This is a genomic window from Streptosporangium longisporum (assembly GCF_039534895.1).
Classification (GTDB): Bacteria; Actinomycetota; Actinomycetes; order Streptosporangiales; family Streptosporangiaceae; genus Streptosporangium; species Streptosporangium longisporum.
In genome coordinates this window covers 1,620,347-1,638,771 of sequence record NZ_BAAAWD010000006.1, presented here as the reverse complement: position 1 = coordinate 1,638,771, position 18,425 = coordinate 1,620,347, and the positions used below count along the sequence as shown (strand labels likewise).

Genomic DNA, 18,425 nt, shown 5'->3' with positions numbered 1-18,425 from the left:
AAACGAAGAGACCCCTCGCACACCCGCCAGAGCCCGCTTATCCTTGCTGCCTTCCGGCCCTGGGGAGGTTCACAGGATGACGCCGCGCGAGGGGTCGGCCCCCAGTCTAACCTCAGATTCGAGTGGTCGGTGTCGGAAAATCGATGGTCCGTGCACCCCGAAAGTTGGGTAAGCTTCTCGACGGAGGATTCGCCTAGTTGGCCTAGGGCGCACGCTTGGAAAGCGTGTTGGGGGCAACCCCTCAGGAGTTCGAATCTCCTATCCTCCGCCACGGTCATCAGCCGTAACGCGAAAGCCCGCTCCACCTCGGAGCGGGCTTTCGCGCGTCGGGGTCCCGGTTCGGGTCCCGATCGGCCCGCTCGGAGGGCTTTTCACTCCCGTCCGGCGCCTCTTCCGCAGGGACGGCCGCAGACGGCTCCAGCGCGGTCAGGCCAGGGTGTCCTTGACCTTGATCAGACCGTCGTCGATCACGAACTTCTGGTTGGTGTTGCCCAGGCACTGCCACAGGTAGGTCTTGGTGAGATTGGTCCGGGCGTTGCTGACGTCCAGGCACATCGGGGTGGCGGAGGCGAGAGTGTCCTTGAGGGCGATCTCTCCCCTCCTGACGACCCAGATCTGGTTGGTGTTGTTGTTCTGGCACTGCCACAGGTAGACCTTGGTGAGGTTGGTCCGGGCGTTGCTGGCGTCGAGGCACATCGGGGTGGCGGAGGCCAGGGTGTCCTCGACCTTGATCATGCCGTTGTCGACCACGAACCTCTGGTTGGTGTTGCCCAGGCATTCCCACAGGTAGACGTGGGTGAGGTTGGTCCGGGCGTTGCTGGCGTCCAGGCACACGGCGGGCCCCGCGGCGCTGCGGCCGACGGGTGCGACGGCCGCCGCGGGCAGGACGGGCAGGACGGTGACCGCGCTCGCGGCGACGACGGCGGCCGCGCCGGACAGCAGGCGGCGGGTGAGTGACATGGTTCCTCCCAGGAAAGATCGATCAGATCCCGATCACGTTCCCATGACGGATCGAGATCGATCAATCACCGTCGGTGATCGACATGTCGCGCGAGCCGCCGTCCCGCGCCGATCCCCCGATCCGGGAGTGCGGGGCCGAGGAGCACGCAATCCCGATTTTGGGACTAATCACCATAAAGGGGTACATAAGACGGCAGGCCACTCATCCCCCATCCGGCATGTCAGGCCTTTCTCAGGGCAGGGGAAGCGCTCCAAGCGGATCGAAGGGACGTCGGGCGATGGATTTCAAGGACGATGTCCAGCTGGACAACTCGCAGGTCGAGAGTCGCGGCAGGGGCAGCAGGATCCCCGGTGGCGGCCTGGCCGTCGGCGGTGGCGCGGCCGGGATCATCGCGCTCATCGTGGCGCTGGTGTTCGGGGTCGACATCACCGGCGGCAGCGGTGGTGGCGGCGAACCCGCGGCCGTGGGCCCGAGCTCCGACCTGTCCGCCCAGTGCAAGACCGGGCAGGACGCCGACCAGAACGAGCAGTGCCGGGTGGTCGGCGTGGTCAACAGCATCCAGGAGTACTGGCCCAAGGCCGTCCAGGGGTACGAGCCGGCCAAGACCGTGATGTTCTCCGGACAGGTCAGCACCGCCTGCGGGGACGCCGACTCCGCGGTCGGGCCGTTCTACTGCCCGGCCGACCGCCAGGTCTACCTCGACCTCAGCTTCTTCAAGGAGCTGGAGAGCAAGTTCGGCGCCAAGGGCGGCCCGTTCGCCCAGGCGTACGTCATCGGGCACGAGTACGGCCACCACGTGCAGAACCTGCTCGGCACGAACGCCAAGGCGCAGCAGGGCGACCAGCAGGGGCCCGAGAGCGCCTCGGTCCGGCTGGAGCTGCAGGCGGACTGCTACGCGGGGGCCTGGGCCAAGAACGCCTACGAGACCGGCCTGTTCGAGAAGCCGTTCACGAAGACGGACATCGAGGAGGCGCTCAGCGCCGCGTCGGCCGTGGGTGACGACAGCATCCAGGAGCGTACCCAGGGCCGGGTCAACCCCGAGGGCTTCACCCACGGGACCTCGGCGCAGCGCGTCAAGTGGTTCACCACCGGTTACGAGAGCGGGAAGCCCGACCAGTGCGACACCTTCGCCGGGAGCATCTGAGGGCCCCGCGAGCTGGGATGGGAGGCCGGCAGGGCGAAGGGCGGGATTCTCTCCTAAACTACGTACTGTGATCTTCAAGCTGATCGGCGATGAACGGCCCTATCCCGCGCACGGCCTCTCGCATCGGGAGTGGGCTCAGATACCGCCCCGGCAGGTCCGGCTCGACACGTTGATCACCACGAAAGCGGTGCTCGACCTGCACTCCCTGCTGGCCAAGGACTCCACGTTTTACGGCGACCTGTTCCCGCACGTGGTGCAGTGGCGCGGAGAGCTGTACCTGGAGGACGGCCTGCACCGCGCCCTGCGCTCGGCCCTGCACCAGCGCTCGGTCCTGCACGCCCGCGTCCTGGACCTGCCCGAGCAGGGCTGAGCCCTCACCGGAGGGTACGGAGCCCTCCGCCGGAGGGCGGCCCGGGTCTCCATCGGAGGGCCGGTCTCCACCGGGGGCATGAGCCTTCACCGGAGGCACACGGACGAGAAAGGGCCCCCGCGTTCGCGGGGGCCCTTTCTCGTGTGGCGGTGGAGGTGGGATTTGAACCCACGGATAGGTTGCCCCATCACACGCTTTCGAGGCGTGCGCCCTCGGCCACTAGGCGACTCCACCGCGGAGCAGCTTACCGGATAACCGCTATTGCTCGCGCATCCGGCGAGCGGTGAAGAACCCGGTGAGAACCGATGCGCACTCCTCGGCCAGGACGCCTCCGAGGACCTCGGGGCGGTGGTTGAGGCGACGGTCCCTGAGCACGTCCCAGAGCGAACCGGCCGCACCCGCCTTGGCGTCCTCGGCGCCGTAGACGACGCGGTCGACCCGGGCCAGCACGGCGGCCCCCGCGCACATGGTGCAGGGCTCCAGCGTGACCACCAGCGTGCAGCCGGTCAGCCGCCACTGTCCGCGTGCCCGCGCGGCCTGGCGCAGGGCGAGGATCTCGGCGTGCGCGGTGGGATCGACCGAGGTCTCCCTGTCGTTCCCCGCACCCGCGAGCACCGAGCCGTCCGGGGCGAGGACGACCGCGCCGACGGGCACCTCGCCGCGGGCCCCGGCCTCGGCCGCCCGTGCCAGGGCGACCCGCATCTGCCGCGCGTACCCGGCCGGCTCCTCGCCGGTCATCACGCGTCCGGCGGGACGGCCGAAAGGGCGACCGGCGTCCCGGACGCCGCGCTCGCCGCGGGTGTCGTCACCGCAGCCGGTCGAGCTCGTCCGCGAAGGCCAGCCGCTCGGCGATCACCGAGAGCGTGTCCCCGGGGAGCGCGCCCTCCTCCATGCTGAGCTCGACGAGCTCGTCGGAGCTCAGGCCGAGGTCCTCCAGGAGCTCGAAGTCGCCCGCGGGCCGTACGCCCAGGTCGGGGGTGTCCTTGTCGACCGCCACCCCGGCGAGCTCGGTCAGCAGCTCGCCCAGGCCGTCGGAGAGCCCGGCGTGGGCGTCGGACAGGAACGCGCGCGGCTCCAGGTCACCCTGGTAGCGGACGATCGCGAACCACTCGTCCTCCACCTCCACGCAGAGCAGCGCCAGCTCGTCGCCGGTGAGCCCCAGGTGCTCCTGGACGGCGTCGCCGAGGTCGTCGACGAGTTCCGCCTCGCCGAGGTCGACCTCCGCGCCGTTCCAGCCGTCCGCCGTGCGGACGAAGGCTGCGGAGAACACGCTGTTGCCGGATGGTGTGGAGGGCATGGCCGATCTCCCGGGTTCAACCGAACACAGAGTCGATGGCGCGCTCGAACGGCTCGGAGAACCCCAGCCGCGCGGCGATGCTGGACAGGACGTCCTCGGGCAGGAGGTCGATGTCCCCGGACAGGATGCCCAGCTCCATCTCGTCGAGACCCAGGTCCGCGAAGATCGAAAGATCGCCCGCGGGGAGGGCGGTCTCCTCGTCCTGGAGGATCGCGTCGAGCTCGTCCTCGTCGGGGACCGGCACGTCCAGGTACTCCAGCGCCTGCTGGGCGAGCGGGAAGTCCCAGGACGCGGCGATGTCGGAGAGGAAGACCTCGACCCTCTCGCCGAACACCCGTAGCGCCACGAAGAACTCATCCCCAACGGCGACCAGGCCAATCGTGCCGCTCATGCTCGGCTGCTGGCGAAGGGCGTGGACGAGACCCTCGAGGTCGGACGTGAGCGCGACCGGGAGCATCTCCGCTTCCCAGCGGTCGTCCTCGCGGTAGATCACGATGGCAAAGTCCAGCGAGTCTTCGTCTGACATGGCCATCCCCACCGAATGCTTTCTCTACGGAGGTCAATGCTTTCAGAAGCGGGACACCCCCGTGGGCCTCTCCGACCAAATTGTGATCAAATCCGAGTGAGCGGGGGATGTCGAACGGACGCCCGCCGGACGTGCGCCGGGGCACCCGCCTCGTCGCCGGTCACCGGCCCAGGATACCTTTGGCCACCATGGAAACCCTGGTCGTCGACCACCCCCTGGTGGCCCACAAGCTGACCGCGCTGCGGGACGTCACCACGGACTCGCCCACGTTCCGGCGTCTCGTCGACGAGCTGGTCACCCTGCTGGCCTACGAGGCGACCAGGCAGGTCCGCGTCACCGAACTGTCGGTCCGGACCCCGGTGGCCCCGGCCACGGGAGTGCGGCTGGCGCAGCCGTACCCGCTGGTGGTCCCGATCCTGCGGGCGGGGCTGGGGATGCTGGAGGGCATGACCCGGCTGCTGCCCACGGCCGAGGTCGGCTTCCTCGGGATGATCCGCGACGAGTCCACGCTGCAGGCGCAGACCTACGCCACCCGGCTGCCCGACGACCTGTCGGGACGGCAGGTGTACGTGCTGGACCCGATGCTGGCCACCGGGGGCACCCTGGCCGCCGCGATCCGGTTCCTCTTCGACCGGGGCGCCGACGACGTGACCGCGCTCTGCCTGCTGGCCGCGCCCGAGGGCATCGCCCACCTGGACGAGGCCTTCGCCGGAACCGGCAGGCCGATCCGCCTGGTGACCGCGGCCCTGGACGAGCGGCTCAACGAGCACGGCTACATCGTCCCCGGCCTGGGCGACGCCGGGGACCGCCTGTACGGCGTGGTCTGACCCCCGCGGGACCCGGCTCACGGGTCCCTTTCCACTCCCTTTCCACGGGGTCCTGACGCCTTCGCGGCCGGCCCGGGTTCCACGGCACGGCCCGGCGCGGCCGTCCCCCCTCCTCCCTCCGTCCGGTGACATGTCCCGGTGACGCGTCCCGACGACACGGCCCCGGTGACGCATCCCGGTGACACGCCCCGGTGACGCGTCCCGCCCGCGCCCGGACGGCCAGTCGTTGTGATGTCCTGACGTTTCCCGTGCCGTTCCTTTCCCCTGATGGACGGTTCCTCTACCGCTTCCCGGTTACACCAGGTCGCCGACCGGGTACGAAGCGTGGCGAAGACATCTCTTCTGTGTCCCCGGTCCGCCGAGGCCGCGGGCGCACACCAGGGAGAACCATGAGCGAGCGAATCATCCCGGCCACCGAGCCGGACCCGTACGCGGACTTCAGCGCCGCGCTGAGGGACGAGTTCTCGAAGATCCATCCGGCCTCCACGGTGACCCGCTGCATAGAGGCGGCTCACTACGGAGCGCTGGAGGTGGTCGGCCACGCCCATCCGGCGCTGGTCGAGCGGATCGCCCGCAAGCACCTCGAGGTTCTCGCGCTGGTCGCGAGCGAGCGCGGGTGACGGCGCCGTCGCGGCGCCGATGACGGAGATCGCGGACGCGGGGATCGCGGGAGACCGGGATGAACGCGCGACACGGGGGCGAGGGTCCACGGGCGCCCCACGGGGCCGGTTACGGGATTGTCACGGCCGGTGTGAGACCGGATGAGCCGATGCGCTTTACCGTGGCATGGCCCTGGGTAATGTATACGACGGGTGCAGTGGGTGAGTGGTAGTAGGAGGCCAAGGTGCAGGTCAAGAAGGTTCTATCGTATAGCGCTGTCGGTTTCGTGGCGTTTTTCCTGTTCACACGACCAGATGACGCAGCCAAAGCCGTGAGGGGTGCCATGGACACGGTTTACACAGCGGCCGATTCATTGGCCCAGTTCGTCTCACATCTCTCATGAGGCTCGTGACCCACGGGGACTCCGCTCCCTCGTCGGTCAACCGCTACCTGCTCCCCCACGAACACCAGGTCATCATGGTGCGGCGCCACCCGGCCGTGCTGCTTCGCGCGGTCGCCGAGGTCTTCGGCGGCCTGATCCTCGCCGGACTGCTGAGCAAGTGGTTCGGCGACCAGGGCGGCGGTGGCGTGCTCGTCGTCGTCTGGTGGGCCTGGCTGCTGCTGCTGATCCGCTTCGTGTGGAAGGTCGCCGAGTGGTCGGTCGACTACTTCGTCGTCACCTCCAAGCGGATGCTGCTCACCACCGGCCTGATCACCCGCAAGGTCGACATGATGCCGCTCGGCAAGGTCACCGACATGAGTTTCCAGCGCTCGATCCTCGGCCGAATGCTGGGGTACGGCGAGTTCGTTCTGGAGTCGGCCGGTCAAGACCAGGCGCTGTCGCGGGTGAATTACATCCCCTACCCGGAGACGCTCTACCTGGAGGTCTGCCAGATGCTCTTCCCGGGAGGTAATGACTCGGATGATTAAGGGCTTATGTCCCTGATGGCAGCAATGTCCGTGATGACAGCAATGCTGTTTGATCGCCGACACTTTCTGGTAAGGATTTTTCACGTGGGGTTACCGGCTTCGGCCGCTTCGTGTCATCATGGCCAGAACGTTGACCATCCCCCGCCCTGAGAGATCAGATGCCGAGTCAGGGAACCATAGGTGACCGCGTCCGCGGCCTGAGACTGAGCAGACGCATGTCCCAGGCCCAGCTCGCCGGGCCCGACCTTTCCGACAGTTACGTCTCCCTCATCGAGTCGGGCAAGCGGACACCGACCCCCGTGGTCGCACGCCTGCTGGCCGAACGCCTGGGATGCACCACCGAGTTCCTGCTGCACGGGATCGAGCCGCGCCAGCGCGTCGACACGGAACTGGGCCTTCGCCACGCCGAGCTGGAGCTGCTGCACGGCGAACCGGCCGTCGCGGCCGACCGGTTCGGTGAGATCGTCAAGGTCGCCGGCGAGGAGAACGCCATGCTGGCCGCGCACGCGCGGCTCGGCCAGGCTCGGGCACTGGAGATCCAGGGGCTGCTCGGCCCGGCGGTGGAGGCGTTCGAGTGGCTGCGCCGGGAGGCCGTCGCCCATCCGGAGCGCCTGGCCGACCTGCCGCTCGTCGTGGCGCTGAGCCGCTGCTACCAGCGCGCCGGGGACACCCTGCGCGCCCACGACCTGGCCGCCCACGCGCTCGCCGAGGTCGCGAGGCTGCCGCTGGCACACGGGGAGCTTGCCGTCGAGCTGGCCGCCTGCCTGATGGAGGCCCCGGTGGCCGGCGAGGCCGCCATGTCTTACGTCCGGCACGTTCTCGCGGTCAACGGCGTCCCGGCCGCGGTCAACCGCTCCGCGGAGATCCACGCCCTGTGGCGGGCGAGCACCGTCGCCTCCGACGGTGAGGACTCGGCCCTGGCCGTCCGCTTGGCCGACGACGCGATCGCCACCGGGCGCCCGGCGCGGATGGCCGCCCAGCTCGCCCTCGTCGCGATGCACTGGGTGCGTCAGACCACCCGGGCCGGCGGCCCGCTGGACGAGGCCGACCGGCTGGCGACCTCCGCGAGCACGGTCTTCTCGGCCTTCCCCGAACGCGCACAGGAGCGGGTCGAGAGCCTGGTCGTGCTCGCCCAGGTGCGGCTGGGGACGGGCGACACCGCGGGCGCGGTCTCGCTCGCCGAGAGCGCCCTCGGCATGCTGGACGGCCGCGGGGGCGTCACCGCCGCGACCGCGCAGCTGATCCTGGCCCGCATCACCCTCGGCCGCGACCGGAGCGGCGTACCGGCCGCGCTGGACGCCGCCCGGCGAATGCTGGAGGAGGTCCGGCCCGGGCCTTCCAGCCCCGATCGGGAGGCCGCGCGGGTCTGGCGAGCCCTGGGTGACCTCTACGGCGAGGTCGGTGCGGGTGACGATCAGGCCGCCGCGTATCGTAGGGCTCTCGAGGCCGCCGGAGTGCGCGAGACGATGGTGGGCGTGACGGTCGATCCGGCCCTGGTCCGGTGAGGCGGTCTCGTTTGCGGGGTTCCAGTTTGTTCTTGCGCCTCCGGAATAACTAGGGTCTACCAGTCATTGATTCGTAGGATGACTGGTTTCCCAGGAGGAGGCGGACGGTGAGTCTGCGTACTGCGCAGCGAGCATCCCTCGTCGACCAAGTGATCGACCAACTCAAGGAGCAGATCACTTCTGATTCCTGGCCGATGCACGCAAAGATTCCCACCGAGACCGTCCTCGCCGAGCAGCTCGGGGTCGGCCGCAACACCGTACGCGAGGCGGTGCGCGCGCTGACCCACGCGGGCCTGCTGGAGTGCCGTCAGGGTGACGGCACCTATGTCCGGGCCACCAGCGAGCTGTCGGGGGCCATGCTGCGGCGCCTGCGCACCGCCGAGCAGCTGGAGATCCTGGAGGTACGACGCGCGCTGGAGGTGGAGGCCGCAAGGCTGGCGGCCACCCGGCGCACCGAGGCCGACATCCTGCTGATCGAGGCGGCGCTTGCCGAGCGGGACCGCGCCTGGGAGCGGGGTGAGCCGAACGCGTTCGTCGAGGCCGACCTGGCCTTCCACATCGCGGTCGTCCGCGCCACGCACAACATGGTGCTGATCGACCTGTACGAGGACTTCTCCGCGGCGCTGCGCGCCAGCATCACCGCGGCGGGCACCTCGCTGAGCAGCACCCTGAACAGCACCTACATCCCCCACGACGCGATCGCCCGCGCCATCTCGGCCGGTGACGCCGCCGCGGCCGAGCACGCCGGGCACGCGTGCATGGAGCACATCCTGATCGCCCTGACCGAGGAGCAGGAACTCTCCGCCTGATCCGTCCGCCCCGCCGTCGTGGCGCGGGGGCCTGTCCGGCCCCGCGTCCCGGCGGCGGTCGCGTCTCATCGGGCGTCCCACCCCGGGCCGGGCGCGGGGACGCCGATCACGAGAGGCACGAGGGAGCGCGGGCGGTCGCGTCTCATCGGGCGCCCCCTGGCCGGCACGGGGATGCCGACCACGAGAGGCACGAGGGAACGGGGGTGGTCGCGTCTCGTCGGGCGTCCCGCCCTCGGGTCCGCTCCGGATGGGGCGTCCCTCAGGTCAGGCGCAGGGACATCACGAGGTAGCGGAAGGCGGGCGCGGCGTCGCCGGGGACCTCGGTGATCAGCGCGGGCCGGCTCGGCGACTCCATGTTGAGCCGGACGAACTCGGTCTCGACCCCGCTCAGGCCGTCCAGCAGGAACTGGGACTGGAAGGCGATCTGCAGGTCGTCACCGGACAGCTCGGCCTCGACGACCTCAGTGCCGCGGCCGATGTCCCCGCCGCCCGCCTGGATCAGGACCTGTCCCTGCTCGAAGGAGAGCCGGACCGCGGTGTTGCGCTCGGCGACCAGCGCGACCCGCTTGATCGCGTCGATGAACGGGGCCGTCCGCACGTCGGCCCGGATCGACCAGTCGTCGGTCAGCCGCGAGCGGTAGTCGATGAACTGCTCGTCGAGCAGGCGGACCGTGGTGCTCCGGCCGACGCTCTCGAAACCGGCGATGCCGTCGCCCAGCGCCATCGACACCTCGCCGCCGCGCAGCGACCTGGCAACGTCGACGAGCACCCGCGCGGGCACCATGGCGGCGGCCGTGACGTCCGGCCGCTCGGGCCGCCAGCCGAACTCCCTGGCCGCGATGCGGTAGCGGTCGGTGGCGGCCATGGTCACGCCCTCGCCGAAGATGTCGACACGGATGCCGGTCAGCATGGGAAGGGACTCGTCCCGGCTGGCCGCGGGGGCCACCTGGCCGACCGCGGTGGCGAAGATCCCGCCGCCGACCGCGCCGATCCTCGGCGGCATCTGCGGAAGGGCCGGGAAGTCCTCCACCGGCATGGTCAGCAGGCCGAACTCGGCACTGCCGCAGGTCAGGACCGCCTCGGAGGCGTCGGTGACGACCTCGACCGCCTCACCCGGCAGGCTGCGCGTGATCTCGGCGAGGATCCGGCCCGGGATCAGCGCCCGGCCGGGCTCGGCCACGACCGCCTCGATCGAGACGCGGGCGGAGACGTCGTAGTCGAAGGCCGAGATCACGAGATCCTCCTCGTCGGCCTCCAGCAGCAGGCCCGACAGGACGGGCAGCGTCGGCCGGCTCGGCAGCGCCCTGGCCACCCAGGCCACCGCGTCGGCCAGGACATCACGGTTCACCCGGAACTTCACCTGATCACCCCTCCGTCCCGAACGGCGATCCCACACGGAAGCCGTACATGCAGCACGTTATCCGCTGGCACCGACGAAACGTCAGGGGTCGCGGGGCCCGGACGGGGCGGGGCCGGTCAGCCGCGCGCGGCGTTGAGATACGTCAGGACGGCCAGGACGCGGCGGTTGTCGTCGTCGGAGGGGGCCAGGTCGAGCTTGGTGAAGATACCGGCCGTGTGCTTGCCGACCGCGCTCTCGCTGAGGAACAGCCGCTGGGAGATGGCCGCGTTGGAGCGGCCCTCGGCCATGAGCTCCAGCACCTCGCGCTCGCGCGGCGTCAGCGCGCCGAGCGGCTCGTGGCGGGCCGTGCTGGCCAGCAGTTTGGCGATGACCTCGGGGTCCATCGCGGTGCCTCCGGCGGCGACCCGGCGGACCGCGTCGACGAACTGCTCGGCGTTGAAGACCCGGTCCTTGAGCAGGTAGCCGATCGCGCCCGAGCCGTCGGCCAGCAGCTCGCGCGCGTACAGCTGCTCGACGTGCTGGGACAGCACCAGCACCGGCAGGCCGGGGACGGCGCGGCGGGCCGTCAGCGCGGCCTGGAGCCCCTCGTCGGTGAACGTGGGCGGCAGGCGCACGTCGACCACGGCCACGTCGGGCCGCAGGTCGAGCAGCGCCCGCAGCAGCTCGGGCCCGGACTCGACGGCCGCGACCACCTCGAAGTCGTGTGCCTGGAGCAGGTGCACCAGGCCGTCGCGCAGCAGGTACAGGTCCTCGGCGATGACGACTCGGGGGCTCACCGCCCCAACCATAGGCGAGCCGGCGCGACCTCGGCCAGCCGGATGCGGCGGGCGTGCTGGAGGGGGACGAGCATGGCCGCGGCGTACATGGACAGGCCCAGCATGATGTTGAAGACGATCAGCGGCCACTGCAGCGGACCGGGCAGGTAGAGCGCGAGGAACCAGCTGCGGTGCTCGATGTCGATGATCTTCATGATCGCCGCCACCATGCCCTGCGGGAAGAGCGGGAGCCAGCCGAGCCCCCAGCCGAGCCCGACGATGATCATCTTGCCGCGCGGCAGGGGCGGCTTGACCGCCGGGTACTTCTCGGCGAGCGCGTAGGGCAGGTCGAAGGTGACGGTGGTCGGTCCGCCCTGCGGGCTGTTGACCGCGAGCACCCCGTCGAAGGCCGCGAGCCTGCGCTCGATGCCGCGCAGGCCGCTTCCCCGCGCGGGGTCGGCGCCCCCCGAGCCGTCGTCGGTGACGACGACGCGCAGCGCGTGGCCGTGCCCGCTGATGTCGATCCACACCCGTTCGGCACCGCCGTGCCGGGCCGCGTTGGTGAGGAGCTCGCTGATCGAGAAGTAGGCGGCCGACTCCACGGGCGAGTCCGGGCGGGTGTCCAGCTCCACGGTGACCGCGACCTTGAGCGAGCTGTCCATCGCCAGCGCGCGGACCGCGTCGCCGAGACCGCGCTCGGCCAGCACCGGGGGGTGGATGCCCTTGACCAGGTCGCGCAGCTCGACGAGCGCGGTGGAGGACGCCTCCCTGGACTTGGCCAGCAGCGCCTTGGCCGCCGCCGGGTCCTTGTCCATGAGCTCCTCGACCGCGCCGAGCGTCATGCCGATCGCCACCAGTCTGGCCTGCGCGCCGTCGTGCAGGTCGCGCTCGATCCGCCGCAGCTCGGACGCCTGGGAGTCGACCGTGGCCAGGCGGGCCTGGTCGAGGCGCTGGACCTGCCCGCTGAGCACCGACTCGGCCGTGGGGGAGAGCAGCAGGAGGTTCCACCAGGCGTACCCGCGCAGCAGGTAGGGGGTCGCGGCCAGTGCCACGACGGCGGCGCCCCCCAGGGCCATCGGCCACGCGGACGAGTCCTGGGACCCGGCGGCGAGCACGGCGCATCCGGCCAGCGCGAGGGGGAGCAGCAGGAAGACGCCGGCCAGCGGGCTGAGGAACAGCCACAGGCCGTCACGCCAGGTGGCCGTGTCGCCGACCAGCCACTGCCAGCGGTTGTTCCAGTCGGGCCAGCGGCCCGTCTTGTACAGCTGGCGGTCGTGCCGGTACCAGCCGTCGGGCTGGGGCCGCACCGGCAACGGCTCCGGCAGGTACGGGGCCGGTATCCCGATCCCGAGCCACTCGGCGTTCAGCCTCCGGACCTGGCCCGTACGGCACCTCATCGCCTGGGCCAGCGGCGGGAAGAGGAAGACCAGGCCCAATCCGAACGCCAGCACGACCCCGATCAGCATCAGGGCCACCATCACCACGTCCGCCAGGGCCATCACTCCCAGCGTCAGTGCCCGGCCGACCGCCACCGCGTACGTCTTCATGTCCCAAGTGTCGGTGATGAGGCCCGGTGTTCCCAGTGGGGCCGCGCGCCGCCGGGGGGTGGAGGTAGCCCCACCCCGGGCGGATGCCTGACCCGACCCGGACGGGTGCCCAGCCCGATTCTCCGCGGCCCGCCGCGCTTCTAGCGTCGTCGGCATGAAGGTCATCGAGGTCAAGGACCTCCGCAAGCGGTACCGCGATCACCTGGCGGTGGACGACGTCTCGTTCACCGTGGACGAGGGCGAGATCTTCGGAGTCCTCGGCCCCAACGGCGCCGGCAAGACGACCACCGTGGAGTGCGTCGCCGGCCTGCGCGTCCCCGACTCCGGCACGGTGAGCGTCCTCGGCGGTCTCACCGGCACCGCGCTCAAGGAGCAGCTGGGCATCCAGCTGCAGAGCTCCACCCTGCCGGAGAAGATCAAGGTGCGGGAGGCGCTCGACCTGTACGCCTCCTTCTACCGCACCCCCGCGGACTGGGGGGAGCTGCTGGAGCGGGTCGGGCTCTCCGCCAAGCGCGACACCCCCTACGGCAAGCTCTCCGGCGGCCAGCAGCAGCGGCTCTCGATCGCGCTGGCGCTGATCGGCAGGCCCCGCGTGGCGATCCTGGACGAGCTCACCACCGGCCTGGACCCGCAGGCGCGGCGGGACACCTGGGAGCTCATCGAGCAGGTCCGTGACAGCGGCGTGACGATCCTGCTGGTCACCCACTTCATGGAGGAGGCCGAACGGCTCTGCGACCGGCTCGCGCTGTTCGACGCGGGCCGCGTCGTCGCGGTGGACAGCCCCTCGGGCCTGATCGCCCGGGTCGACGGCCGGCAGATCATCAGGTTCCGGCTCACCGGACCGCTCGACGACACCGTGCTGCGCGACCTGCCCGAGGTCGCCACGGTGAGCCGCAGCGGCGAGCAGGTGACGGTCACCGGGACCGGGAACCTGCTGCTCGCGATCGCGACCGGCCTGTCCGGCGCGGGCGTCACCCCCATCGACCTGCGCGTGGAGCGGACGACGCTCGACGACGCCTTCCTCGGCCTGACCGGAAAGAAGATCTCCTCATGAGGAAAATGCTGCTGATCGAGGCCAGGCTCCTGCTGCGGGAACCGGCCGCCGTGGTCTTCGCGATCCTGCTGCCGCTCGCGCTCCTGCTGGGACTGGGCAGCAGCATCCCCGCCATGCAGGAGATCAACCCCGACCTGGGCGGCCAGCGGGCCATCGACACCCAGCTGCCGGGCATGATGGTGATCCTGGCCGTGGTGACGATGGCGTTCACCGTCCTGCCGGGAGTGCTGGTGAGCTACCGGGAGACCGGCGTGCTGCGCCGGATGTCCACCACCCCGGTCAGCCCGATCCGGCTGCTGGTCGCCCAGGTGGTCAACAACCTCCTGGTGGCGATCGCCGCCACCGTCCTGCTCATCGTCCTCGGCCACCTGGTCCTCGGTTCGGCCCTGCCGCAGAGCCCGCTGGCCTTCGCGGGCGTGTTCGTGCTCGGCACGGCCTCGCTGTTCGGGGTGGGCCTGCTGATCACCGCCCTGGCACCGAACGCCAAGTCCGCCCCCGCCATCGGGTCGCTGCTGATGTTCCCGCTGATGTTCATGGCCGGCATGTGGGTCCCCCGGGAACTGATGCCCGAACTCCTGCGCAGGATCGGGGACTTCCTGCCGATGGCGCCGTTCGCCGACGCGCTCCGCGCCACCTGGGCCGGGCAGACGCCGCAGATGCTGCACCTGGTGGTGATGGCGGTGACCCTGCTGGTCACCGGCGCGCTGGCCGCGCGGTTCTTCCGGTGGGAGTGACGGGCCCACGACGGCCGGGCCGGCGCGACCGCCCACCGGTGTGACCGCCGTGACCTGCACGACCGTCGTGACCTGCCCGACCACCGTGACCGTGTACGCGCGCAGGACCGTCGTGGTCCGTCCTCTGCAGGGGCAAGGGCGGGCCACGGTTCTCCCGATGAAGCCCTCCGGCCGTCTCCGCGTCCGTCCGGTGGGAGGAGACCGCCCCGGCGCGTCCGTACCGTCCGCACGAGCGGGCGGGGTCCCGGGACCGGCGGGAGAGGGCGTGCCGGGGCCGGTCACCCGGCGCGGCCGTGCCCTCCGCGCGGGATGCCGGACGGCGGGGAGATGGTTATGTCACTCTTGGGTGATGCTGATCCTGGCTCACGTGAGTGACGTCCACATCGACGGTTCTCCCCGCAGCATCGACAGGACCCGATCCGTCATGCGGCACCTGGAGAACCTTCCTGGGACACTGGACGCGGTCCTGGTGACCGGCGACATCGCCGGCAACGGCCTGATCGAGGAGTACGAAATCGCGCGCGAGCTGCTGACCACGCGCCATCCGACGCTCATCTGCCCGGGTGACCGCGACGTCCGCCCGGCCTTCCGCAAGGTCATGCTCGAAGAGGACGGCGACGGCCCGATCAACCAGGTCCTGCGGCTCAACGGCCTGACCGTGGCACTGTGCGACTCCAGCATGCCCGGCCGCCCGGAGGGCCTGCTGGACGACGAGACGATCGGCTGGCTGCACCGCGTGCTCGGCGAGGCCCCGGACACCCCGGCCGTCGTGGGCATGCACCACCCGCCGGTCTCCCTGGGCCTTCCGTACGCCGACGCGATCCGGCTGCGCCACCCGGAGCGGCTGGAGAAGGTCGTACGGCAGTATCCGCAGGTGGTGGCCGTTCTCGCGGGGCACGCCCACACCGCGGCCGGGACCGTCTTCGCGGGCCTGCCGCTCGTGGTCGCCCCCGGCGTCACCTCCACGCTCCGGCTCGCCCAGGAGCTGAGCACACCGGTCCCCCTCGACTACGACCTGCCGCCGCAGATCGTCCTGCACGTGTTCGACGGTGGCCGTCTGGTCACGCACTTCCGCCCGATCCTGTGAGGTACCGCGCGGTCCCGTGAGGTTCCGTCACGTCCTGCCGGGTCCCGTGAGGTCTCGTGAGAGGCGGCGGCCCGCACCCCGGGACGGAGCCGTTGGCCCGCCCTTCGCGCTCGTACCGCCCCCTGTCCCCATCCGGCCGGACGGTTGGGGGAAATCGCCTCTGATGACCGTTTGGCCCGGTGAACAGGCGCGAATTCGCGCGATCTTTGAACCCATCCCGGCCCGTCGCCGTAGTGCCTGCCGAGAGCGGAATCGTCCGGTGGCCGGAACGGGAGGGCAGAACGTGATCGCGAACGCCCGGTGGAGGCCCGCCTCGGCGGGTACCGGCACGAGCACGGTCCCCTCCGGCGACCGGCGGAGCCGGCACCGACGCCTGCGGCCGGTCGACCTCCCCGCCGACGAGGTGACGGTCGCGCTCACCTCGCTCTCCCCGGCCCACCGCGAGATCCTCGACCAGACGGTCCTGCGGAACCGGTCGGTGAACGACGCCGCCGCGGCACTGGGCGTCCCGGTCGCGACGGTGAAGTCCAGGGTGTACCACGCCCTGCGCGCGCTGCACGCCGCCCTTGAGGAGAGAGGGGCGACGGCATGACCTCGCGGGTGGAGCACACCGACGTGGGGGCGTACGCCCTCGGCCTGCTGGAGGAGGACGACCGGGCGGCCTTCTCGGCGCACCTGCGTACCTGCGCGGCCTGCGCCGCGGAGCTGCGGGAACTGTCGGGGGTGGCGGACGCGCTGACCGGTGTCGGACGCCTGAGGGACGGCGGCGTGACACCCGGCGGCAGAAGGCGCGCCGAGGTGATCGACCTGCCGCGCCACCGCAAGGCCGCCGACCGGCGTACCCGCCGTGGAACGTTCGTGGTCGGCGCCGCCGCGGCGGTGACCCTGGTGGCCGGCGGGATCGCAGCGGGGACGGCCTTCTCCACCGAGGACACGGGCGTCATGGCCGGCCACTCCGTGCCCGGACCGGCCGAGGACGCCTACCGGGGCGGCGTACCGCTCGCGGGCACCGGGACCTCCGGGGTCGCCGGTGGGCTGGTGATCGAGACCAAGGGATGGGGCACCCACGCCGTCCTCGAGCTCAAGGGAGTCAAGGGCCCGCTGGAGTGCGAGCTGATCGCCGTCTCCACCGCCGGTGAGCGGCGGGTGGTCACCGGCTGGGCGGTGCCGGAGAAGGGGTACGGGGTCCCCGGCTCCCCCGACCCCCTGTACGTCCACGGCGGGGTCGCCTGGGAGCCCGCCGACATCACCCGCTTCGAGGTGCGGACCGGGAACGGGGACACGCTGCTCACCGTCGCCGTCTGACCGGGGCCCCGGCCCTCCCCGGGGCCGGGCTCTTCCCGGGGGCACGGGTTCTTCCCGGCCTCGGACTCTTCCCGGTCTCGGGCTCTTTCCGGTCTCGGGCTCTTTCCGGTCTCGGGACGCCGGATCATGGGCCCGGTCTCCGGGCCGGGGGTCAGCCCTGCCGTACGGGCTCGGGCTCCTCGGCGGCGCGCAGGTCGTAGGCGGTGCGGGACGTCGTGATCTCGGAGACGTTCTCCTCGCACCAGCTCCTGACGCCCATCATGAGCTGTACCAGGCTGTGTCCCAGCGGGCTGAGCTCGTACTCCACCCGGGGCGGGATCGTCGGGTAGACCGTGCGGACCACCATCCCGTCACGTTCCATGGCGCGCAACGTCTGGGTGAGGCTCTTCTGGGTGATCCCGTCGAGCCGGCGGCGCAGCACGCCGAACCGGACGGGGCCGTCCTGAAGGGCGTCCACGATCAGGCAGGTCCACTTGTTGGCGATCGTGTCCAGGACCTGACGGGAGGTGCAGTCGCGGGAGTAGGCGTCGGCGGGGCCGCGACCTCGCTGGCAGAGAGTGGTTTCCACAAGGTACCTATATATCCGAAAGGTGCCTTCTTACGCATGTGCATGTGGCAGATCGATGATTGGCGCAGCAAAACTTCCACAGAGGAGACCAGATGCGCGCCATCACCCAGTCCGCCTTCGGCGAGCCGTCCGTGCTCGTCAGCGTCGAGACCGACCGGCCGGAACCGGCCTTCGGCGAGGTCCTGATCAAGGTCGGGGCCGCCGGCGTCAACCCGATCGACGTCGTCGTCCGCGCCGGTTTCTACCCGATGCTCGGCGACCCGCCCTTCACCCTCGGCTGGGACGTCGCCGGCACGGTCGAGTCCACCGGACCCGGCGTGTCCGCCTTCGCCCCCGGTGACGAGGTGCTGGGCCTGCTCGCCTTCCCCGGGCCCGCCAACGTGTACGCCGACTACGTGCTCGCCTCGCCCAACGAGATCGTCCACCGGCCCGCCGCCCTGTCCGTGCCGGAGGCGGCCGGGCTCCCGCTGGCCGGGCTGACCGCCTGGCAGGCCCTGGTCGGCATCGCCGGCATCGGCGAGGGGGACCGGGTGCTCGTCCACGCCGCCGGCGGTGGTGTCGGCCACCTGGCCGTCCAGATCGCGGCGTCGCGGGGTGCGCACGTCATCGGCACCGCACGGGCCGCCAAGCACGACCTGCTGCGCGAACTCGGCGCGAGCACGCTGATCGACTACACCGCCGCGGACTTCGTCACGGAGGTCGAGCCGGTGGACGTGGTGCTCGACCTGGTCGGCGGGGACTACGCGGAGCGCTCCGCCGCCGCCCTCAAGCCGGGCGGCCTGCTCGTCAGCGCGATCGGCGGCGGCCCGGGCATCACCGGTGAACGTGCGGCCGAGCTCGGCGTACGGTTCGCCGTGGTGAGCGTGCGTCCTTCGGCGCCCGACCTGTCGCGGCTGACCGCCCTGGCGGAGGCGGGCAGGCTCAGGGTCCACGTGGACCAGACGCTGCCGCTGGCCGAGGCGGCCAAGGCGCACGAGCTGCTGTCGGCCAACCGCACCACCGGGAAGATCGTGCTGATCCCCTGAGCCCGGACCGGGACGACGGGC

At 71.0% G+C, this 18,425-nt stretch carries 21 protein-coding genes, 2 tRNA genes and 1 other RNA gene; 14 read left to right on the top strand and 10 right to left on the bottom strand.

Annotation, left to right across the window (positions count from 1 at the left end):
- Nucleotides 1-3: 3 nt before the first annotated feature.
- Nucleotides 4-99: signal recognition particle sRNA small type (ffs, locus tag ABD832_RS11670), an RNA gene on the bottom strand.
- Between the two features lie 83 nt (nucleotides 100-182).
- Here ffs and ABD832_RS11665 point away from each other — a divergent pair.
- Nucleotides 183-271 (top strand) — tRNA-Ser (locus ABD832_RS11665).
- Nucleotides 272-426: 155 nt separating this feature from the next.
- Here the strand turns inward: ABD832_RS11665 and ABD832_RS11660 are convergent.
- Nucleotides 427-960, bottom strand: coding sequence for an RICIN domain-containing protein (locus ABD832_RS11660; protein WP_344892566.1), 534 nt, complete (start codon nucleotides 958-960; stop codon nucleotides 427-429).
- Nucleotides 961-1,238: 278 nt separating this feature from the next.
- On the opposite strand from ABD832_RS11660, the gene ypfJ reads away from it, so the two are divergent.
- Together ypfJ and ABD832_RS11650 are read left to right on the top strand one after the other, a co-directional pair.
- Nucleotides 1,239-2,105: a KPN_02809 family neutral zinc metallopeptidase gene (gene ypfJ, locus ABD832_RS11655; RefSeq protein ID WP_344892563.1), complete on the top strand. Its 867-nt coding sequence runs from the start codon at nucleotides 1,239-1,241 to the stop codon at nucleotides 2,103-2,105.
- A 67-nt stretch (nucleotides 2,106-2,172) separates the two neighbouring features.
- Nucleotides 2,173-2,475 (top strand): type II toxin-antitoxin system VapB family antitoxin, encoded by a 303-nt coding sequence (locus tag ABD832_RS11650; protein WP_344892560.1) that lies wholly within the window; start codon nucleotides 2,173-2,175, stop codon nucleotides 2,473-2,475.
- 144 nt (nucleotides 2,476-2,619) lie between these two features.
- On the opposite strand, the gene ABD832_RS11645 is transcribed toward ABD832_RS11650, so the two are convergent.
- From ABD832_RS11645 to ABD832_RS11630, 4 genes are all read right to left on the bottom strand, one after another.
- Nucleotides 2,620-2,709, bottom strand: a tRNA-Ser gene (locus tag ABD832_RS11645).
- 24 nt (nucleotides 2,710-2,733) lie between these two features.
- The gene (gene tadA, locus ABD832_RS11640) at nucleotides 2,734-3,213 is read right to left on the bottom strand and encodes a tRNA adenosine(34) deaminase TadA (protein ID WP_413224237.1); all 480 of its coding nucleotides are present in this window, start codon (nucleotides 3,211-3,213) and stop codon (nucleotides 2,734-2,736) included.
- Nucleotides 3,214-3,280: 67 nt separating this feature from the next.
- Nucleotides 3,281-3,772: a tRNA adenosine deaminase-associated protein gene (locus tag ABD832_RS11635; RefSeq protein ID WP_344892557.1), complete on the bottom strand. Its 492-nt coding sequence runs from the start codon at nucleotides 3,770-3,772 to the stop codon at nucleotides 3,281-3,283.
- A 16-nt stretch (nucleotides 3,773-3,788) separates the two neighbouring features.
- Nucleotides 3,789-4,298 carry a tRNA adenosine deaminase-associated protein gene (locus ABD832_RS11630; RefSeq protein ID WP_344892554.1) on the bottom strand — a complete coding sequence of 170 codons (510 nt, stop codon included), beginning with the start codon at nucleotides 4,296-4,298 and terminating at the stop codon, nucleotides 3,789-3,791.
- A 188-nt stretch (nucleotides 4,299-4,486) separates the two neighbouring features.
- Between ABD832_RS11630 and upp the strand changes: the two genes are divergently transcribed.
- From upp to ABD832_RS11605, 5 genes are all read left to right on the top strand, one after another.
- Nucleotides 4,487-5,125: a uracil phosphoribosyltransferase gene (gene upp / locus ABD832_RS11625; RefSeq protein ID WP_344892551.1), complete on the top strand. Its 639-nt coding sequence runs from the start codon at nucleotides 4,487-4,489 to the stop codon at nucleotides 5,123-5,125.
- A gap of 389 nt (nucleotides 5,126-5,514) precedes the next feature.
- On the top strand, nucleotides 5,515-5,745 hold the full coding sequence (locus ABD832_RS11620) for a hypothetical protein (protein ID WP_344892548.1): 231 nt from the start codon (nucleotides 5,515-5,517) through the stop codon (nucleotides 5,743-5,745).
- 379 nt (nucleotides 5,746-6,124) lie between these two features.
- Nucleotides 6,125-6,655, top strand: coding sequence for a PH domain-containing protein (locus tag ABD832_RS11615; protein WP_344742919.1), 531 nt, complete (start codon nucleotides 6,125-6,127; stop codon nucleotides 6,653-6,655).
- 158 nt (nucleotides 6,656-6,813) lie between these two features.
- The gene (locus ABD832_RS11610) at nucleotides 6,814-8,160 is read left to right on the top strand and encodes a helix-turn-helix domain-containing protein (protein ID WP_344892543.1); all 1,347 of its coding nucleotides are present in this window, start codon (nucleotides 6,814-6,816) and stop codon (nucleotides 8,158-8,160) included.
- A gap of 107 nt (nucleotides 8,161-8,267) precedes the next feature.
- Entirely contained in the window at nucleotides 8,268-8,969 is a 702-nt protein-coding gene (locus ABD832_RS11605; protein ID WP_344892540.1) for a FadR/GntR family transcriptional regulator, read from the top strand.
- A gap of 259 nt (nucleotides 8,970-9,228) precedes the next feature.
- Here the strand turns inward: ABD832_RS11605 and dnaN are convergent, their stop codons facing one another.
- From dnaN to ABD832_RS11590, 3 genes are all read right to left on the bottom strand, one after another.
- Entirely contained in the window at nucleotides 9,229-10,329 is a 1,101-nt protein-coding gene (dnaN, locus tag ABD832_RS11600) for a DNA polymerase III subunit beta (protein ID WP_344892537.1), read from the bottom strand.
- Nucleotides 10,330-10,445: 116 nt separating this feature from the next.
- On the bottom strand, nucleotides 10,446-11,105 hold the full coding sequence (locus tag ABD832_RS11595) for a response regulator (RefSeq protein WP_344892534.1): 660 nt from the start codon (nucleotides 11,103-11,105) through the stop codon (nucleotides 10,446-10,448).
- Nucleotides 11,102-12,631, bottom strand: a complete 1,530-nt coding sequence (locus ABD832_RS11590; protein ID WP_344892531.1) for a sensor histidine kinase — start codon at nucleotides 12,629-12,631, stop codon at nucleotides 11,102-11,104. The genes ABD832_RS11595 and ABD832_RS11590 overlap by 4 nt, the downstream gene beginning before the upstream one ends.
- A gap of 154 nt (nucleotides 12,632-12,785) precedes the next feature.
- Here ABD832_RS11590 and ABD832_RS11585 point away from each other — a divergent pair, with 154 nt between their 5' ends.
- From ABD832_RS11585 to ABD832_RS11565, 5 genes are all read left to right on the top strand, one after another.
- Nucleotides 12,786-13,685 carry an ABC transporter ATP-binding protein gene (locus ABD832_RS11585; RefSeq protein ID WP_344892528.1) on the top strand — a complete coding sequence of 300 codons (900 nt, stop codon included), beginning with the start codon at nucleotides 12,786-12,788 and terminating at the stop codon, nucleotides 13,683-13,685.
- Nucleotides 13,682-14,419 (top strand): ABC transporter permease, encoded by a 738-nt coding sequence (locus ABD832_RS11580; protein ID WP_344892525.1) that lies wholly within the window; start codon nucleotides 13,682-13,684, stop codon nucleotides 14,417-14,419. Before ABD832_RS11585 ends, ABD832_RS11580 begins: the two co-directional genes overlap by 4 nt.
- A 367-nt stretch (nucleotides 14,420-14,786) precedes the next feature.
- Nucleotides 14,787-15,506, top strand: a complete 720-nt coding sequence (locus tag ABD832_RS11575; protein WP_344892522.1) for a metallophosphoesterase — start codon at nucleotides 14,787-14,789, stop codon at nucleotides 15,504-15,506.
- 283 nt (nucleotides 15,507-15,789) lie between these two features.
- On the top strand, nucleotides 15,790-16,098 hold the full coding sequence (locus ABD832_RS11570) for a sigma factor-like helix-turn-helix DNA-binding protein (RefSeq protein ID WP_344892519.1): 309 nt from the start codon (nucleotides 15,790-15,792) through the stop codon (nucleotides 16,096-16,098).
- On the top strand, nucleotides 16,095-16,811 hold the full coding sequence (locus ABD832_RS11565) for an anti-sigma factor family protein (protein ID WP_344892516.1): 717 nt from the start codon (nucleotides 16,095-16,097) through the stop codon (nucleotides 16,809-16,811). The genes ABD832_RS11570 and ABD832_RS11565 overlap by 4 nt, the downstream gene beginning before the upstream one ends.
- 151 nt (nucleotides 16,812-16,962) lie before the next feature.
- On the opposite strand, the gene ABD832_RS11560 is transcribed toward ABD832_RS11565, so the two are convergent.
- Nucleotides 16,963-17,379, bottom strand: coding sequence for a winged helix-turn-helix transcriptional regulator (locus ABD832_RS11560; RefSeq protein WP_344892513.1), 417 nt, complete (start codon nucleotides 17,377-17,379; stop codon nucleotides 16,963-16,965).
- A 92-nt stretch (nucleotides 17,380-17,471) separates the two neighbouring features.
- On the opposite strand from ABD832_RS11560, the gene ABD832_RS11555 reads away from it, so the two are divergent.
- Nucleotides 17,472-18,404: an NADP-dependent oxidoreductase gene (locus ABD832_RS11555; RefSeq protein ID WP_344892510.1), complete on the top strand. Its 933-nt coding sequence runs from the start codon at nucleotides 17,472-17,474 to the stop codon at nucleotides 18,402-18,404.
- Nucleotides 18,405-18,425 lie beyond the last annotated feature (21 nt).

Coding starts and splice junctions, on each gene's coding strand:
- ABD832_RS11610 (WP_344892543.1), top strand. CDS start 6,814: ATGCCGAGTCAGGGAACCATAGGTGACCGCGTCCGCGGCCTGAGACTG.
- ABD832_RS11585 (WP_344892528.1), top strand. CDS start 12,786: ATGAAGGTCATCGAGGTCAAGGACCTCCGCAAGCGGTACCGCGATCAC.
- ABD832_RS11660 (WP_344892566.1), bottom strand. CDS start 960: ATGTCACTCACCCGCCGCCTGCTGTCCGGCGCGGCCGCCGTCGTCGCC.
- ABD832_RS11580 (WP_344892525.1), top strand. CDS start 13,682: ATGAGGAAAATGCTGCTGATCGAGGCCAGGCTCCTGCTGCGGGAACCG.
- ypfJ (WP_344892563.1), top strand. CDS start 1,239: ATGGATTTCAAGGACGATGTCCAGCTGGACAACTCGCAGGTCGAGAGT.
- ABD832_RS11555 (WP_344892510.1), top strand. CDS start 17,472: ATGCGCGCCATCACCCAGTCCGCCTTCGGCGAGCCGTCCGTGCTCGTC.
- ABD832_RS11565 (WP_344892516.1), top strand. CDS start 16,095: ATGACCTCGCGGGTGGAGCACACCGACGTGGGGGCGTACGCCCTCGGC.
- ABD832_RS11590 (WP_344892531.1), bottom strand. CDS start 12,631: ATGAAGACGTACGCGGTGGCGGTCGGCCGGGCACTGACGCTGGGAGTG.
- ABD832_RS11630 (WP_344892554.1), bottom strand. CDS start 4,298: ATGTCAGACGAAGACTCGCTGGACTTTGCCATCGTGATCTACCGCGAG.
- ABD832_RS11615 (WP_344742919.1), top strand. CDS start 6,125: ATGAGGCTCGTGACCCACGGGGACTCCGCTCCCTCGTCGGTCAACCGC.
- ABD832_RS11620 (WP_344892548.1), top strand. CDS start 5,515: ATGAGCGAGCGAATCATCCCGGCCACCGAGCCGGACCCGTACGCGGAC.
- ABD832_RS11635 (WP_344892557.1), bottom strand. CDS start 3,772: ATGCCCTCCACACCATCCGGCAACAGCGTGTTCTCCGCAGCCTTCGTC.
- tadA (WP_413224237.1), bottom strand. CDS start 3,213: ATGACCGGCGAGGAGCCGGCCGGGTACGCGCGGCAGATGCGGGTCGCC.
- upp (WP_344892551.1), top strand. CDS start 4,487: ATGGAAACCCTGGTCGTCGACCACCCCCTGGTGGCCCACAAGCTGACC.